Source organism: Paenimyroides ceti, from assembly GCF_030409925.1.
Genome location: NZ_JAUFQU010000001.1, coordinates 748,867 through 764,548 on the forward strand (window position 1 = coordinate 748,867; position 15,682 = coordinate 764,548).

Genomic DNA, 15,682 nt, shown 5'->3' on the forward strand with positions numbered 1-15,682 from the left:
TGCCATCTTCTTGGCTTCCACATTCATTTTATCCAAAGACCCGTATGCTTTTTTGTCCCATTTCAAGAGCAAAGGTATTTCCGTGTTCTTAACGCATCACAAAGGTCAAGCAAGTTTGGAAAATAATCTCCACCCGTTGGGTAGTATTTTTTTCCAAAACCTTGGTGATGCTAAACACGAACCTTTTATGCTCGTGAAACGAAACATAGCATACTCCGGCTCTTTAAACGAATAAAAAAAAATGTCAGATATGAAGATTAAAAACATTGGAAATGGTAATGAAACGAAACAGCACCTCCTCTCATTGCCGAATAAATCAAAAAAAAATCAAAATCAATAACTAAAAATTAAAGAATATGAACATCACAGGAAGATTGACAAGGGATGCGGAAGTACGCATAACGTCACAGGACAAACAAGTAGTAAACTTTTCAGTAGCGACCAACGACAGCTACCGTAACAAACAGGGCGAACGCATAGAGCAAACAACCTATTTCGATTGCTCCTATTGGATAACCCCGAATGTAGCCAAGCTACTCACAAAAGGTACTTTGGTAGAACTATCGGGACGAGTAAGCACAAGAGCGTGGACAGGTAATGATGGAGAACCAAGAGCAGGACTGAATTTCCATACCTCTCAAATCAAATTGCACGGAGGTGGCAAAAAATCGGAAACGGCACAAGCTACCACAAGCACAAACAATAGCAAGGCAGAAGACGACCTCCCATTTTAATCAAGAACATTCAATCATTTTTAACATCAAAATTTCTAACATTATGGCACATAATATCAATTTTAACGAGAGAACAGGACGTTATTCATTTTTTAGCGTACAACAAAAAGCATGGCACAACTTGGGGCAAATCGTGGAGCAATACCCGACAAGCGAGGAAGCTATCAAACACGCAGGGTTAGATTACGAAGTCGTAAAATCCCCACTTTTTACCAAAGGTTCGGGCATTATCGAAACGGCTAACGGTATAGAGATAGGCAGTAGAGAATTAGAAGTTCCTAACTATTTCGCCAACATTCGCACCGATAACAATAAGGTATTGGGAGTAGTCGGCAAGGATTACCATATCGTACAAAACCGTGAAGCCTTTAATTTCTTTGATGCTATTGTAGGTGGTGGAGAGGGCATTCTGTACGAAACCGCAGGAGCATTAGGCAACGGAGAACGTATTTTTATCACAGCCAAACTGCCTGACTATATCCGTGTAGGCAATGGCGATGATGTTACGGAAAAATACATTTTCCTAACCACTTCGCATGATGGTAGCGGAAGTATCACAGCCGCATTTACACCAATCCGTATCGTTTGCCAAAATACCTTAAACGCTTCATTACGCAATATGACCAATGTTGTCCGTATCAAACACACTTCGGGAGCAAAAGGACGTATCGAGAACGCTCACAAGATTATGGGACTTGCCAACACATTGAGCAACCAATTAGAGGGAATTTTCAATGAATGGGCAAAAGTAAAGGTAACAGACCGAGAGGTTAAAAAGCTAATTCAATTGGCACTTTGCCCGAATAAGGAAACCTTTGATTTAATCAAAAAAGGTGCGGAAGATGAAATTTCAACCGTGTTCAAAAACACCGTTGAAGATGCTTTTGCATACGCAATGATAAGCGACACCCAACAAATGGATACTACAAAAGGAACATTGTTCGGAGCTTATAATGCGGTTACAGGTTACTATCAGAACGTAAGAAATTACAAGAATGATGAAGCCAAGTTGCAGAGCATTGTATTGGGTGGCACTGCTCAACTCAAATCACAGAAAGCATTTGAATTGTGTAATGGTTTTGCTTTAGATGGTGCAGAAACCCTAAACCTTAATTAAATAACAACAGGCTACCGCTTTAATCGGTGGTAGCCTACTAAAAACAAAAGTTATGGCAAATTGGTGCAGTAATACAGTTGTATTCGAGGGGAAACCCGAAACAATCACAGCAATACAGGAACTTTTTCAATCAATGAAGGAAAAGGAAGAAAAAATCGAAGAAGGACAATTACCCGAATTTATTTCTAAAGATAATGGTGGTTATTTCTTCAATATCTATTGGAATGAAGGCGATGAAGGACAATTTCAATATGAAACAAAGTGGTCGCCCAATATGGAAATCATTCAAAAGATAGCGGAGCATTACGAAGTGAATTTCACACACGACTATGAAGAAATGGGCAATCTTGTATATGGCAGGGCAACATTTTATGACAAGCTACTCACAGATGTTTATTTGGAAGACGTGGATTTTGAGCAATACGAATTTGATGAAGAAAACGAAACCTACCATTTTGAGGGTAATGATTACGAAAGCGATTACGAGATATTAGAAAACTTGTTGGAGCGGAAAATTAAAATTCAAAAAACTTAAAACCAAAGGCAATGGAAACAAGAACAATAGCTACAAAGTTTGTACGCCAAGATGTACCCGAATTGGCAACCCTGCAAAATGCAAAGGTTTACTTATTAAGGGAAAAACTGAACAAAGGCGAAAAATTGAACCGAGCCGAAAAAAATTGGCTTGCAGAAGCAGTAAACCGAAACGCCTATTTCAAAAGAGCTGTACCGCTTATGGGTTATCGTTTTGGTTTTGAGGATGTTTTAAAATCCTATATCGTAAAGCAGTACGGCAGTTGGTTAGAATACAACGCTCCCGACAAAACAAGTCTTCGAAGTATCATATATGGCAGGATTGACCAAATAGCGGAAATCAGCAAATAACATTTAAAGCCAAGTACAATGAAAATCATAGATAAAAATGGGAATTGGGTTGAAGTTACCGACCTCATAAAAGCTATCCAGCAAACTGGTTGGTATAAAGAATATCTGCACGACCCACCAACAGAAACAGACAAGGAAAGACAGAAATATTGGGCAGATATGCACGAGAAACTTAAAAAAGAAAAAAGTATTAACAATTAAAATTTCAGAACGATGAACACCAATTTTTTCAATCAGATACAGCAGTTGGACTTTACAGGAGTATTGCAACTGAACATTTCAAAAGGGATAGAAAGCAACCTAATTGTAACAGTATTGCTCAACAACGAACAATGCGGAGATAGTGCAAAAAATCTAATTCCCCCATTGACCTTTAACGCCACGCCCCAAGAGTTTGACGAGGGATTTTTTGAGCAGATAACTACACCCATACAAAAGGTATCGGGCTTAATGGTGGATATGGAAAAATTCCAAAAGCAATTGGACGAAGCCAAAGCACAATCGGCAATAGAAAAGGAAAAAACCGAGAAAGCGAAAAAGGACAAGGAAACCAAAGACAAGAAGTTTAAAGATGCTATAGCAAAGGCGGACGAGTTGGAAAAAGAGGGTAAGTTCCGTGAAGCGTGGATAAAAGTTCCCGATATAACGGAGTTTCCCGAAAAAGCAGACGAGATACGCAAACGCAAAACAGCATTATCCGACAAATTCGCAACACCGAGCCTTTTCGGAGCAATTGACGAAACAAACCCCAAACTTCTACAAGCGGAAGAAGTTACTGCCGATTATCCTATTGATGAAACACACGAAGATGAAAACGAATATTAATCATTAAAACAGAACATTATGTTATTAGCAACGCAATTAGAAAGAGTTTTTATACTCAAAGATAAAGGACAGGACATCAGACTGACCGACCCCGAACCACGTTGGAGCGTGGAAGCCGTAATGAATTTTTACGCCAATATGTACCCGATTTTGACAACGGCAAAAGTATCTGCACCACAAATAAAAGACGATGCAGTCGAGTACAAGTTTGAGAGTGTAATGGGTACGAAAGGTTAACCAAATATTAAAGCGATGAATTATGCAACGCAACATCATATCGGGAACTATCAGCATACCCGAACAGAAACGACAACGGCAATTGCACCGACAGTTGGGCGAGTTCGCCAATTGGCTACAAAGACCAAAGGACGCAAACCAAGTGCAGAAAGACAAGCAGAAATCCGTACCAATAGCAATGCTACCAATGGTATTCTAAAGTGTACGTTTCTGCCCAAACTAAAAACGGCACCATCCGTACAGGCTTGTCAGAAAACGGAGAGGGATTTTTACAAGTCCCTTTCCAAACTTGCCGAGCATTACAGGATTGAACCAATGCAGACCAACAGTTTTAAGTTTCCCTACAATATAACATTGGCTATGTGGGATATGGAAAACAAAGTAAAGCGTACCAACAGCAATTGGGATGGTTTCAGATTGGTAAAGGATAGCAGGAAAACCTATTTTATAGGCGAGGAACGATACAACACAGGAACAACCTTGTATTACATTCCCGTTGTGCCACTCTTTAAAATGCTCAAAGACCCAAAGCGTAAAAAGACCGCACAGCTTTTACTATCGGTATGTAGTTATCTGTATCATATCGCTCAAATTCCGTATTACAGGCAGGAAGAAAGTTACTTGTATTGGCTTTACGAAATGATGAACGATTGGGTGGAACAGGACGAGGAAACGGAAGAAACTGAAAGCTATAAAAGTGAATTGAGAAATGCCGAATACATTGGCGATAGAATAGAACAAAAGCTATTTAATCGAACTAATCTAAAGGTATTTGAACAGCGTTTGAACCGATTTAAAAGTGTTGATATGTTCGACAAGGAATGTTGGCAAGTGGCTTGTAATGCGTTTGCCCTTTGCACAGAATATCCGAACACCACTATTTTTAGCAACGCAACATTGCCCGAAAAAGACCCTTATGATAATGACGAGAATGAAATAATCGGAATGGAAAAATACATTTCATTTATTGCAGATACTAAAGGCTGGTTGTACGAAAGTCTTTCAGATACCATCAACAATGAATTTAACGAGTACGGAGCAATGGCAGAACCTACTATTTCCAAGCGATTTGACGGAAGTGAAATACCAACAGCAAACCTTGATTTTGAGAACCGTTTATTTGGTTTATTGAATGATTTGAGTGGAATATTATACGAATACAAAACGATAGAAAAATGAATACAACAACAGATATAAAAGACCATTTTGGAACATTGTACTATGCAAAATCCGCTTTGGTTTTCTATGAAACCAAAGGAACAGAAAACGATATGTACGTGGAGCATTTTGATATGGACAGCAACGGAATGCCTATCAATGCCCATCCATTAACCGTAAAGGAAGCCAATATTTTAGCAAAGTCCTTACAGACCGATGAAGAAAAGAACCAAGCCTTTTTAAAACCAAAGGGAATTTTGCCTACCAATATTCTGCATATCAATCCAAATGCGGAAAAAGGTACGGTACTTTGGTACACTAAAACACAACAACGGAAACTGTATTTTGTGGATAGTTTGGGCATACCCAGCGGAATATCACAAGTACCGCCAATGCTATGGTTAGCGAGCAAAAGCAGTCTTACCGTATTTGCTTTGGCAAATGACAGAAGACCCACCGAGAAAACGCCATTGCATTATGCACCTTTCTTCAATATCTACGAAAAGGGCAATGTATGTATGGGTACGGTGAGTGTTGATATTAAAAATTCGGCTTCGGTTGAGGAATTTATACAGGCGTGGGAACATTATTTTTTCAATTCTTATTTCAGTCATTCATTATGTGAAAACCTGACGAAAAAAAACATTGTAAACCTTTGGAAAGACCTTATCAATACGGATAAACCTTTTCCGAAAGAAGTATTAAAAAAGAACAACAAAACCCTTAAAAATCTATTGTAATGAATACAGCAAAAACCGCAGTACATTTTACAGATAATTACCTGCTCAATCCTACCAATCCGATTTCGGTAAACCTTATCGGGGCAGGTGGCACAGGCTCAAAAGTATTGACTGCTTTAATGGAAATAAACGAAAGTTTGATTGCGTTGGGACACGCAGGGTTACAAGTCCGCCTTTGGGACGATGATGTTATCACGAGTGCCAATTTGGGCAGACAACGATTTGCAGAAAGTGAAACAGGATTATATAAATCCGTTGCTTTAATCAATCGTTGCAACCGTTGGGCAGGAACAAATTGGAAAGCCAAAACGGTAAAATTTGAAAAAGACAATTTTGGCAGACTTCCCGAAAAAGCAAGGGCAATCATTACCATTACGTGTGTGGACAATGTGCAGGCGAGGTTTGGCGTTGCTGAAATTCTTAATGAAATAAGCTATCGCAAACACTACCAAGATGAGCCAAAATATTGGTTGGATTTTGGCAACAGCCAAGATACAGGACAAGTGATATTATCCACTATCGGAGAGATAAAACAACCCAATTCTGAAAAGTACGAAACGGTGGCAAGCCTGCCATTTGTTACCGATGAATTTGGCGAATTGCTGAAGCAATCCGAGCAAGAGGACAATACGCCAAGTTGCTCACTTGCTGAAGCGTTGGAACACCAAGATTTGTTTATCAATTCCTCATTAACACAAATGGGTTGTTCTTTGCTGTGGAACTTATTTCGTAGAGGAATGACCGAATACAAGGGGTTTTTTCACAATCTGAAAGATTTCCGCACCCACCCGATAAAAGTCGCCTAAACGCCGAAATCGGTGGGCAAAAATGCAATTCCTCACTTTGGTCGGAAACGCATTTTTGCGGTTTAAAGCGGATGCAACCACTTTGCCAAAATGCACCACTTCACAATTCCCTTTCTTCACATTTTACCAAACAGGTTGCGAGTTTTTTGCGTGGGATATTCATTATCCCATTTGTTGTATTTACCACTGACTTCTTTTCTTTCCAGACTGCGACCAAAGAAAAGATTCTGTGTTGTGAAACAATTTTTTTTAGTTTTTTTTGGTGTTAAATTGTCTACAATAACTATAAATTGTACTTTTGCATCACTCAATGAAAAGAACAGTACAAATATCATCCCAAGTTACTCCGCCTTGATCTTAGGCTAACTGTTATATTTCCCAATTTTAATTTATTGGCTTCTCTGTCGTACCCGAAGGTTTTGCTTTCGTGTACATACTTTTCTATTTACATTTTTACCACTTTAAACATAAATTTTTATGCAGAAAATTATCAATTTGTTTGATTTCAAACAGAAAATTAATTACAAAAACGAAATTCTTGCGGGTCTTGCGGTGGCTATGACCATGATACCTGAGTCTTTATCCTTTGCTATTCTGGCAGGGCTTTCGCCTTTGACAGGGCTTTATGCAGCTTTTTTAATGGGTATTGTTACTGCAATTTTGGGAGGCAGACCCGGAATGGTTTCTGGGGGAGCCGGAGCAACGGTAGTAGTACTTATCGCATTGGCAGCATCACACGGTGTGGAATATCTTTTTGCTGCGGTTATATTAGCAGGTGTACTGCAATTTTCAGTAGGAATTTTTAAACTGGGTAAATTTGTCCGCCTGATCCCACAACCAGTAATGTATGGTTTTTTAAACGGCCTTGCAGTAATCATTTTCATGGCACAGGTAGCTCAATTTAAAGTTGTAGAAAACGGGATAGAAGGTTGGATGCAGGGGCCGGCGCTTTATCTAATGGCTGGACTGACATTACTAACTATAGCCATCGTATTTATATTGCCAAAATTTACAAAGGCAGTTCCTGCATCTTTAGTAGCAATAATAGTTGTCTTTGGTATTGTATATTTTTTCGGCATCGATACTAAAAAAGTAATTGATATCGCCTCTGTAGGAGGTTCTTTACCTTCATTTCACATCCCTTCTATTCCTTTTACTCTGGAAACATTGGAAATTATTTTCCCTTATGCCTTGGTAATGGCAGGGGTTGGATTGATTGAAAGTCTGTTAACGCTTAATATGGTTGATGAAATAACCAGCACAAAAGGACAATCTAACCGTGAGACTGCGGCGCAAGGTATAGCCAATATCACCAACGGTTTCTTCGGCGGAATGGGTGGATGTGCAATGGTTGCCCAGACTTTAGTGAATATCGGAGCTGGAGGAAGAGCCAGACTTTCTGCAATAGTTGCAGCTATAGCAATTTTATTAATCATTCTGGTTGCAGGTCCTGTAATCGAGCAAATTCCAATGGCGGCATTAGTCGGGGTGATGATGATGGTAGCTATAGGCACATTTGAGTGGGTCAGCTTTCGAATTATTAATAAAATGCCTCGTCACGATATTTTTATTGGTATGTTGGTAGCAGTTATAACCATAGTATTGCACAACTTAGCTTTAGCGGTTTTGATTGGTGTAGTCATTTCGGCTCTAGTATTTGCCTGGGAGAGTGCTAAAAGAATACGTGCAAGAAAATATGTAGATGAAGATGGTGTAAAGCATTACGAAATTTTTGGGCCGCTCTTCTTTGGTTCTACTGCCGCATTTATTGAAAAATTTGACTTACTAAATGACCCGAATGAAGTTGTAATTGATTTTAAGGAAAGTAAAGTAGTTGATATGTCTGCTATTGAAGCTTTAAATAAAATTACGGAGAAGTATCACAAGGAAGGTAAAAAACTACATTTACGTCATTTAAGCCAAGATTGCAGGCAATTACTTAAAAATGCAGAAACAGTTATTGATGTGAATATTATTGAAGATCCTACCTACAAAGTAATGACTAATAAATAGCATCGGAATACCCAAGTTTAATATTACAACTACAGCAATAATTTTTAAAAAAATTATTGCTGTTTAAATTTATTATCGTAATATTGCGATATATTTATTTTTATAAAACTGATGGGTGTCACAAAAACCGAAATTTTTACAGAACAGCAGAACCATTTAGCTAGTATTTTAAAGGCACTGGCTCATCCTGCCCGTATAGCTATACTGCAACATATCATTAAACAAAATGCCTGCATCTGTAATGATCTTGTAGAAGAATTGGGATTGGCACAAGCGACAATTTCACAACACTTGAAAGAGCTGAAAAATATTGGTATCATTAAAGGAAATATAGAAGGAACTAGTGTATGTTACTGTATTAATGAAACAGTCTGGAATGAGATTAAGAAGGAACTCAATAGCTTTTTTGTCGAGAATGTAAATAGTAAAGAATGCTGTTAAGCTTTTTTTAACACCAAATCATCGTAACATTGCAATATAACATTTATTGAGTTAATATCAGAAATATGAAGCTATCAAAAATTAAAGAAATCCTGCCAACATTAGTAAATGTTGGATTTCAATTAGAAAACGGAACCTTAGTTCCAGAACATTTCCACGTTACCGAAGTGGGACAAATTACTAAAAACTTTATAGACTGTGGTGGCGTAATCCGTTCGGAAAAAGTTGTAAACTTCCAATTATGGAATGCAGACGATTTCGAGCACAAATTAAAGCCAGCTAAGCTATTAAACATCATCAAGCTATCCGAAGAAAAATTGGGCATAGAAGATGCGGAAATTGAAGTGGAATACCAAAGCGAAACGATTGGTAAGTATGATTTGGATTTCAACGGAGAGACATTTGTACTGAAAAATAAAACAACAGCTTGTTTGGCTCAAGATGCCTGCGGTATTCCTTCCGAAAAAGTAAAGAAAAATTTGGCGGAACTGCCTGTAAATAATGCTAATGCTTGTACTCCAGGTGGCGGATGTTGTTAAAATTGAATTTTTATGTTTTCAAAAATCATTCATACAGATAATTCAAAGACAACAATCATAATCCGACTGATTGTTGGAGGTGTTTTTTTATCGGAGGGCATTCAAAAATTGCTGTTTCCTGCTTTTCGGGGAGCCGGGCGGTTTGAAAAAATTGGCTTGCCATCTCCTGAATTTCTTGGAAGTTTTGTAGGCATATTTGAAATCCTTTGCGGAGCACTTATTTTGCTCGGGTTGCTTACAAGGTTAGCAAGTATTCCGCTCATCATCATTATGCTTGTTGCCATTGCCACGACCAAAACATCTATTTTGGCTAATGAGGGTATTTGGGAATTGCTGCACGGCAGCCGTACGGATTGGGCGATGCTTTTGGGAAGTATGTTTTTGTTAATCAAAGGTGGAGGTAATTGGTCTATTGATAAAATCGTAATGAGAAATGGAGCGTGATATTCAAATAAAGGAAATTGCCAAGCTCTTTCTCAAGCTCGGTTTTATTGGTTTTGGAGGTCCCGCGGTTCATATTGCTATGATGCAGCAGGAGGTAGTAGTGAAAAGAAAATGGATGAGCGAACAGCATTTTTTGGATTTGTTGGGAGCTACTAATCTCATTCCTGGCCCCAACAGTACAGAAATGGCGATACACATCGGCTATGACAAAGGCGGTTGGAAAGGATTAATCTTTGCAGGGTTATGCTTTATTTTACCTGCGGTTTTCATTACCGGGATATTTGCATGGTTGTATCAGCAATACGGACAATTGCCCGAAGTACAGCCCTTTATTTACGGTATCAAACCTGCAATCATCGCTATTATCATAGGAGCTGTTTTTCCATTAGCAAAGAAATCAGTAAAGTCCACATTCTTGGCGGTTGTAGGTATTCTTGTTTTGGTACTGTCATTATTCGGCATTAGTGAAATCTATTTGATGTTTGGAGCGGGATTGCTGGCAATGGCCTTGTATTACCTTCAGGATACAAAAAATACGCTCCAAAGTTTTATCCCGCTCGCATTCTTACAAATCGCACAAAGCCCCTTACTGTCTGAAACAAATACCAAATTATTTTGGATATTCCTGAAAATTGGTGCTATCCTCTACGGAAGCGGTTATGTTCTTTTCGCCTTTTTAGATACGGAATTAGTTGCAACGGGCTTACTCACCCGGCAGCAATTAATGGATGCTATTGCTGTTGGACAGTTTACCCCAGGTCCTGTTTTTTCTTCAGTTACGTTTATTGGCTATCAAATCAACGGACTATCCGGAGCAGTTATTTCTACGATTGCTATTTTTCTGCCGTCGTTTATTTTAGTAGCATTGCTAAATCCCTTGATGAAAAAAATGCGCCAATCTAAAGGACTGTCCATTTTTCTCGATGCGGTCAATGTGGCATCTGTTGCAATCATAGCCGCTATTTGTCTTACAATGGGCAAAGAAACTATTACTGATTGGCGGACGATATTAATTGCAATGATAAGTGCGATCGTAGTTTTCAAATTCAAAAAAATAAATAGTGCCTTTGTGGTTATTGGAGGAGCATTATTAGGGTATTTATTTAATCTTATCTAAAGTTATCTTAAACAAAATATTTAAACAATAAAAATTAGACAAAATGAAAATAGCATTATTCAGTGATATTCACGCCAATTTACCTGCATTAGAAGCATTTTTTGAAGATGTTGAAAAAAGAAAACCAGACAGTATTTATTGTTTGGGCGATTTGGTGGGCTATAATATTTGGCCAAACGAAGTGGTAAACGAAATCCGTAAAAGGAGAATACCAACCATTGCCGGAAATTACGATTTTGGCATTGGCAGAATGAGCAACGAATGCGGTTGTGCCTACAAAACAGACAGTGAAAAAGATAACGGAAATATTTCTATTTCATTCACAAATTCTTTGATGAAAGATGAAGAAAGAGCGTATTTGCGTACACTTCCAGCCCATATCAAAGTAGAATTTCAACTGAATGAAGATAAATTGAATTTGCTTTTGGTACACGGAAGTCCGAGAAAAATAAACGAATATCTTTTTGAAGACCGTGAGGAAAAAAGTATGCTTCGCATTATGGAGCAAGCCGATGCAGACATTATGTGCTTCGGACACACACACAAACCTTATCACAGAGTTTTAAATTCGGGTATTGACGGTCAAAATCATTTCAGACACGCCATTAATATCGGTTCGGTTGGTAAACCGAAGGACAGCGATGTAAGAGGCGGTTATGTAATGTTTACGATTAATGAAAACAGTTCTGTGTTGGACAAAGATAGTATCAGTGTAGAATTTATACGCTTTGATTATGATATTGAAAGGGCTGCAAAAGCAGTTGAAGAAAGCATTTTACCAAACGAATACGCAGAAAATTTAAGAAGAGGTTACTAATCTAAAATTTATAAAAATGGAATTTCCAACCGAAAGAAAGTATTCAAAAGAACATACCTGGATAAGCATACAGGACAACACAGGTACAATAGGCATTACAGAATTTGCGCAAAGTGAATTGGGCGAAATCGTATATGCGGATTTACCAAACGTTGGATATAGTTTTCAGCAGGACGAAGTATTCGGCTCTGTTGAAGCAGTTAAAACGGTCAGTGATTTATTTATGCCTGTATCGGGTAAAATCACTGAAACGAACGAACTACTTTTGAAAGCACCAACACTCATAAACGACCATCCTTATAAAGACGGTTGGTTGATTAAAATTGAAATAAAAGACATTACAGAATTAGAAGACTTATTGACATCAAACCAATATAAAGAACTTACAAATTAGCAATGCAACCAAAATTAAAATTCTTAGACAGATACCTTACTTTATGGATATTCCTTGCAATGGCAATTGGCGTGGGTTTGGGTCATTTCTTTCCCAATATTTCTAATGTTACCAACAGCTTATCTGTTGGCACTACCAATATTCCATTGGCAATAGGATTGATATTAATGATGTACCCCCCCTTGGCAAAGGTTGATTATTCCTTATTGCCCAAAGCATTTAGAGATAAAAAAGTAATTGGCATATCCTTATTGCTCAATTGGGTAATCGGCACGCTATTGATGTTTGGATTAGCGGTTTTGTTTTTACGTAACGAACCCGATTATATGACAGGCTTAATTCTTATCGGTTTGGCAAGATGTATTGCCATGGTCATCGTCTGGAGTGACTTAGCTAAAGCAAACAGAGAATATACAGCTATGTTAGTTGCATTAAACAGCATCTTCCAGATATTTACTTACAGCTTTTTAGTTTGGTTATTCATCAACGTATTACCTGCAAAATTAGGATTAGCCAATTTCAATGTAAGCGTATCCATGAAAGATGTTACCGAAAGCGTATTGATATATTTAGGTATTCCATTCCTAGCAGGTTTTTTAAGCCGTTACTTCCTTATAAAATCAAAAGGTATAGAATGGTATAACCGAAAATTCGTCCCCGCAATATCGCCAATTACCTTGTACGCTTTACTGTTTACGATAGTATTAATGTTCAGCTTGAAAGGCGATAAAATATTGGAATTACCAATGGATGTAGTAAAAGTAGCCATACCGCTAATCATCTATTTTGTGTTGATGTTTTTCGTGAGCTTCTTTATCAATAAATCTCTTAAAGTTCCTTACGACAAAAACGCATCCATCGCATTTACAGCCACAGGAAACAATTTTGAATTAGCAATAGCCGTAGCAATATCGATTTTCGGCATTCATTCGCCACAGGCATTTGTGGGTGTTATCGGCCCACTGGTAGAAGTTCCGGTACTGATATTATTGGTAAAGGCAAGTTTATGGCTAAAGGAGAAATATTATAGTAAAAAAGACTGAATTTAAATTTCAGTCTTCTTACTCTTTCTTCTACTTGATAAATTCAAAATCACATATCCTATTATACCCGCAATGAGTGATGTTATTAAAACAGATAGCTTGGCCTCTTCAATGAAAACCTGATTGTCAAATGAAAGCATAGATATAAATATGGACATTGTAAAACCTATTCCAGCTAATAATCCTAAGCCAATAATGTGAATAAAGTTACTGTTTGCAGGAAGTTGACCTATCCCTAATTTAGAGCATATCAAAGAGGTTACAACAATGCCAATGGGCTTACCAAAAATCAATCCCAGTGAAATACCTAAACCTAAAGGGGAAGTCAGTCCTTCTATCATTTCCTGATGAATTGTAATATTTGTATTGGCGAATGCAAAAATGGGAATAATTAGAAAGTTAACAGGTTTTACAAGTGCATGTTCTAGTTTCTCTAACGGAGATTCAACTTCTGTATCATTGGTTGGCAAGGTCATCGCTACCAGTACACCTGCTATAGTGGCATGAATGCCAGAATGATGCACAAAATACCATATAAACACTCCTGGTATTAGATATAGATAGGGATTCTTAATATTGAATCGGTTCATCAAAATCAGTACTAGTATTCCAATTCCGGCATAGCCTAGATAGCCTAACTCAATTCCGGATGAATAGAAAATGGCAATTACTAAAATAGCTATGAGGTCATCCACTATCGCCAAAGCCGCTAAAAATATTTTTAAACTGGTTGGTACTCTTTTGTCTAACAGCGAAATTACGGCCAATGCAAAAGCAATATCGGTAGCCATGGGAATACCCCAGCCGGAAGCTGTCGGGGTTCCTGAATTAAAATATAAATAAATCAATGCGGGGACAACTGCTCCACCGATAGCAGCAAGGATAGGCAAGATTGCTTTTTTAGGAGAAGAGAGTTCTCCTTCAACAATTTCTCTCTTAATTTCCAGACCTACCAACAGAAAAAAGATTGCCATCAATCCGTCGTTGATCCACATACTTACGGAATAATTGAGGTGTATGGCTTCATTTTCATACCCCAGCTTTGTGTCCAATAAATTTTGTAGCGGAACGGCCATTGATGTATTTGCCACTATCATTGAAATCACTACGCATAAAAAAAGGAGGAAACCTCCAAAATTACTTGATTGAACAAAGTCTTTGAAAATATTTAGATTGATCTTATCCTTCATGTTTTAAATGTAAAAGTTAAATATCGCAATTTACCAATATTAACTTACTCTGCCTCATAGATGGGTTCTAAATCTATGAAATAAGCTTAATTTGGGTAATAAATCCGTGTCACTTTGTAGTGAAGATCTATTAAAATTATGCATGTAAAATCCTGACATAATAGCTAGTAAGCTAATACACTTTAAAATTGTAAGGAACTGTGTTGGGGCTATTTCCTTAATTATGGTAATGTTATAACTTCTGATGAGATTATTTTGCGTTCATATTCTGAATCATAATAGGCATTACTTTTCCATAATATGTATGTCAATTCCAATAATTTCCTTTGGATGGCAACTATAGCCTTCATTTTAATCCCATGCCTTGAAACTATTCTTAAGAAAATATCTCTGAATCTTTCATCAGTCCTGATTGCAGCCAGTGCCGGAAAGTGCATTACTTTCCTTAAATTCCGATTACCCCGCTTGGATATTCGGGGTTTGGATTTCACTGAGGTTCCAGATGTTTTTTCTCTTACATCTAATCCTGCATAACTGACCAATTGTCTTTTATTCTTTATTAACTCGAATCCGTTAGTTTCGGCTATAATGGTTACAGCGGTTAAGTTTCCAATTCCAGGAATAGAAGATACCATATTCATCTTTTCTAGTAGAACTTCGTCTCCTTTGATAAGTATAGCAATTTCTTCTCTTATCTCTTTTTCCTGCGAATCAATAAGAGCTATTCTTTTTTTTGTTCGTTTCACTGAGCTTTCACTTGATGTTTCAGAAGTACGTTCTGCATGCAGTTGATTTTTTAACATTGTACGCTCATGTACCAACTGCTCTCGTTCCCGACAAAGCTGTCTCAAATCATTGAATATTTTTAAAGGAGGTTGCCAAACTTCCAATTGCCTTTCCAAACCGAATCTCGAAATGGCTTGTGAAGCGCTCTTGTCAGTTATGGTTTTTATGTCAAGTGTTCTCGCATAATTACTAATCTTGTTTGGCAGAACGATACTGACTTGTTTTTTAATACTGCATAGGTAATAGGCTAAGGATTCATGATAAACGCCTGTTGCTTCCATTACGTACCGTACTTCTGTTGTAATTGATGTCTGCTTATTTACCCATGACACAAGGCTTGAAAAACCCTTTCTGTAAATCGTCAGCAAAAAGTGTACCGATTTAGTTCAGAACTAA

At 37.7% G+C, this 15,682-nt stretch carries 22 protein-coding genes; 20 read left to right on the forward strand and 2 right to left on the reverse strand.

What is annotated here, in order from left to right; genetic code table 11:
* The first annotated feature begins 10 nt into the window (after positions 1-10).
* From QW060_RS03505 to arsB, 20 genes are all read left to right on the forward strand, one after another.
* Positions 11-235: a hypothetical protein gene (locus QW060_RS03505; protein WP_290362317.1), complete on the forward strand. Its 225-nt coding sequence runs from the start codon at positions 11-13 to the stop codon at positions 233-235.
* 121 nt (positions 236-356) lie between these two features.
* On the forward strand, positions 357-734 hold the full coding sequence (locus QW060_RS03510) for a single-stranded DNA-binding protein (protein ID WP_037438456.1): 378 nt from the start codon (positions 357-359) through the stop codon (positions 732-734).
* Between the two features lie 43 nt (positions 735-777).
* Positions 778-1,851 (forward strand): DUF932 domain-containing protein, encoded by a 1,074-nt coding sequence (locus QW060_RS03515; RefSeq protein ID WP_290364682.1) that lies wholly within the window; start codon positions 778-780, stop codon positions 1,849-1,851.
* A gap of 52 nt (positions 1,852-1,903) precedes the next feature.
* The gene (locus tag QW060_RS03520; protein ID WP_290362318.1) at positions 1,904-2,386 is read left to right on the forward strand and encodes a DUF1281 family ferredoxin-like fold protein; all 483 of its coding nucleotides are present in this window, start codon (positions 1,904-1,906) and stop codon (positions 2,384-2,386) included.
* An 11-nt stretch (positions 2,387-2,397) separates the two neighbouring features.
* Entirely contained in the window at positions 2,398-2,736 is a 339-nt protein-coding gene (locus tag QW060_RS03525) for a molybdenum ABC transporter ATP-binding protein (RefSeq protein WP_156309117.1), read from the forward strand.
* 18 nt (positions 2,737-2,754) lie between these two features.
* The gene (locus QW060_RS03530) at positions 2,755-2,937 is read left to right on the forward strand and encodes a 3-isopropylmalate dehydratase (protein ID WP_156309116.1); all 183 of its coding nucleotides are present in this window, start codon (positions 2,755-2,757) and stop codon (positions 2,935-2,937) included.
* Positions 2,938-2,949: 12 nt separating this feature from the next.
* Positions 2,950-3,561 carry a PRTRC system protein E gene (locus tag QW060_RS03535; RefSeq protein WP_156309115.1) on the forward strand — a complete coding sequence of 204 codons (612 nt, stop codon included), beginning with the start codon at positions 2,950-2,952 and terminating at the stop codon, positions 3,559-3,561.
* Positions 3,562-3,579: 18 nt separating this feature from the next.
* Positions 3,580-3,798, forward strand: a complete 219-nt coding sequence (locus QW060_RS03540; protein ID WP_037438461.1) for a PRTRC system protein C — start codon at positions 3,580-3,582, stop codon at positions 3,796-3,798.
* A 15-nt stretch (positions 3,799-3,813) separates the two neighbouring features.
* Entirely contained in the window at positions 3,814-4,977 is a 1,164-nt protein-coding gene (locus tag QW060_RS03545; RefSeq protein ID WP_156309114.1) for a hypothetical protein, read from the forward strand.
* A complete protein-coding gene (locus tag QW060_RS03550) occupies positions 4,974-5,696 on the forward strand; it encodes a PRTRC system protein B (RefSeq protein ID WP_156309113.1) in 723 nt (240 codons plus the stop codon). Before QW060_RS03545 ends, QW060_RS03550 begins: the two co-directional genes overlap by 4 nt.
* Positions 5,696-6,502 carry a PRTRC system ThiF family protein gene (locus tag QW060_RS03555; RefSeq protein WP_290362319.1) on the forward strand — a complete coding sequence of 269 codons (807 nt, stop codon included), beginning with the start codon at positions 5,696-5,698 and terminating at the stop codon, positions 6,500-6,502. Before QW060_RS03550 ends, QW060_RS03555 begins: the two co-directional genes overlap by 1 nt.
* Before the next feature lie 90 nt (positions 6,503-6,592).
* Positions 6,593-6,868: a hypothetical protein gene (locus QW060_RS03560; protein WP_290362320.1), complete on the forward strand. Its 276-nt coding sequence runs from the start codon at positions 6,593-6,595 to the stop codon at positions 6,866-6,868.
* Positions 6,869-6,979: 111 nt separating this feature from the next.
* Positions 6,980-8,515: a SulP family inorganic anion transporter gene (locus QW060_RS03565; RefSeq protein ID WP_290362321.1), complete on the forward strand. Its 1,536-nt coding sequence runs from the start codon at positions 6,980-6,982 to the stop codon at positions 8,513-8,515.
* 111 nt (positions 8,516-8,626) lie between these two features.
* Positions 8,627-8,956, forward strand: coding sequence for an ArsR/SmtB family transcription factor (locus tag QW060_RS03570; protein WP_002978307.1), 330 nt, complete (start codon positions 8,627-8,629; stop codon positions 8,954-8,956).
* Between the two features lie 65 nt (positions 8,957-9,021).
* A complete protein-coding gene (locus tag QW060_RS03575) occupies positions 9,022-9,495 on the forward strand; it encodes a DUF6428 family protein (protein ID WP_034727258.1) in 474 nt (157 codons plus the stop codon).
* Positions 9,496-9,507: 12 nt separating this feature from the next.
* Complete coding sequence (locus QW060_RS03580) at positions 9,508-9,939, forward strand: DoxX family protein (protein WP_034727255.1); 432 nt, start codon at positions 9,508-9,510, stop codon at positions 9,937-9,939.
* Positions 9,929-11,056 carry a chromate efflux transporter gene (gene chrA, locus QW060_RS03585; RefSeq protein ID WP_290362322.1) on the forward strand — a complete coding sequence of 376 codons (1,128 nt, stop codon included), beginning with the start codon at positions 9,929-9,931 and terminating at the stop codon, positions 11,054-11,056. The genes QW060_RS03580 and chrA overlap by 11 nt, the downstream gene beginning before the upstream one ends.
* Positions 11,057-11,099: 43 nt before the next feature.
* Positions 11,100-11,873: a metallophosphoesterase family protein gene (locus QW060_RS03590; RefSeq protein WP_002978299.1), complete on the forward strand. Its 774-nt coding sequence runs from the start codon at positions 11,100-11,102 to the stop codon at positions 11,871-11,873.
* 16 nt (positions 11,874-11,889) lie between these two features.
* Positions 11,890-12,267, forward strand: coding sequence for a glycine cleavage system protein GcvH (gene gcvH, locus QW060_RS03595; protein WP_002978297.1), 378 nt, complete (start codon positions 11,890-11,892; stop codon positions 12,265-12,267).
* Between the two features lie 2 nt (positions 12,268-12,269).
* Complete coding sequence (arsB, locus tag QW060_RS03600) at positions 12,270-13,310, forward strand: ACR3 family arsenite efflux transporter (RefSeq protein ID WP_002978295.1); 1,041 nt, start codon at positions 12,270-12,272, stop codon at positions 13,308-13,310.
* Positions 13,311-13,312: 2 nt separating this feature from the next.
* Here arsB and nhaA read toward each other — a convergent pair whose 3' ends face one another.
* A complete protein-coding gene (nhaA, locus tag QW060_RS03605; RefSeq protein WP_002978293.1) occupies positions 13,313-14,500 on the reverse strand; it encodes a Na+/H+ antiporter NhaA in 1,188 nt (395 codons plus the stop codon).
* A gap of 221 nt (positions 14,501-14,721) precedes the next feature.
* Complete coding sequence (locus QW060_RS03610) at positions 14,722-15,654, reverse strand: IS110 family RNA-guided transposase (protein ID WP_290362323.1); 933 nt, start codon at positions 15,652-15,654, stop codon at positions 14,722-14,724.
* Between the last annotated feature and the right edge of the window lie 28 nt (positions 15,655-15,682).

Coding starts and splice junctions, on each gene's coding strand:
- QW060_RS03510 (WP_037438456.1), top strand. CDS start 357: ATGAACATCACAGGAAGATTGACAAGGGATGCGGAAGTACGCATAACG.
- QW060_RS03515 (WP_290364682.1), top strand. CDS start 778: ATGGCACATAATATCAATTTTAACGAGAGAACAGGACGTTATTCATTT.
- QW060_RS03520 (WP_290362318.1), top strand. CDS start 1,904: ATGGCAAATTGGTGCAGTAATACAGTTGTATTCGAGGGGAAACCCGAA.
- QW060_RS03525 (WP_156309117.1), top strand. CDS start 2,398: ATGGAAACAAGAACAATAGCTACAAAGTTTGTACGCCAAGATGTACCC.
- QW060_RS03530 (WP_156309116.1), top strand. CDS start 2,755: ATGAAAATCATAGATAAAAATGGGAATTGGGTTGAAGTTACCGACCTC.
- QW060_RS03535 (WP_156309115.1), top strand. CDS start 2,950: ATGAACACCAATTTTTTCAATCAGATACAGCAGTTGGACTTTACAGGA.
- QW060_RS03540 (WP_037438461.1), top strand. CDS start 3,580: ATGTTATTAGCAACGCAATTAGAAAGAGTTTTTATACTCAAAGATAAA.
- QW060_RS03545 (WP_156309114.1), top strand. CDS start 3,814: ATGAATTATGCAACGCAACATCATATCGGGAACTATCAGCATACCCGA.
- QW060_RS03550 (WP_156309113.1), top strand. CDS start 4,974: ATGAATACAACAACAGATATAAAAGACCATTTTGGAACATTGTACTAT.
- QW060_RS03555 (WP_290362319.1), top strand. CDS start 5,696: ATGAATACAGCAAAAACCGCAGTACATTTTACAGATAATTACCTGCTC.
- QW060_RS03560 (WP_290362320.1), top strand. CDS start 6,593: ATGCACCACTTCACAATTCCCTTTCTTCACATTTTACCAAACAGGTTG.
- QW060_RS03565 (WP_290362321.1), top strand. CDS start 6,980: ATGCAGAAAATTATCAATTTGTTTGATTTCAAACAGAAAATTAATTAC.
- QW060_RS03570 (WP_002978307.1), top strand. CDS start 8,627: ATGGGTGTCACAAAAACCGAAATTTTTACAGAACAGCAGAACCATTTA.
- QW060_RS03575 (WP_034727258.1), top strand. CDS start 9,022: ATGAAGCTATCAAAAATTAAAGAAATCCTGCCAACATTAGTAAATGTT.
- QW060_RS03580 (WP_034727255.1), top strand. CDS start 9,508: ATGTTTTCAAAAATCATTCATACAGATAATTCAAAGACAACAATCATA.
- chrA (WP_290362322.1), top strand. CDS start 9,929: ATGGAGCGTGATATTCAAATAAAGGAAATTGCCAAGCTCTTTCTCAAG.
- QW060_RS03590 (WP_002978299.1), top strand. CDS start 11,100: ATGAAAATAGCATTATTCAGTGATATTCACGCCAATTTACCTGCATTA.
- gcvH (WP_002978297.1), top strand. CDS start 11,890: ATGGAATTTCCAACCGAAAGAAAGTATTCAAAAGAACATACCTGGATA.
- arsB (WP_002978295.1), top strand. CDS start 12,270: ATGCAACCAAAATTAAAATTCTTAGACAGATACCTTACTTTATGGATA.
- nhaA (WP_002978293.1), bottom strand. CDS start 14,500: ATGAAGGATAAGATCAATCTAAATATTTTCAAAGACTTTGTTCAATCA.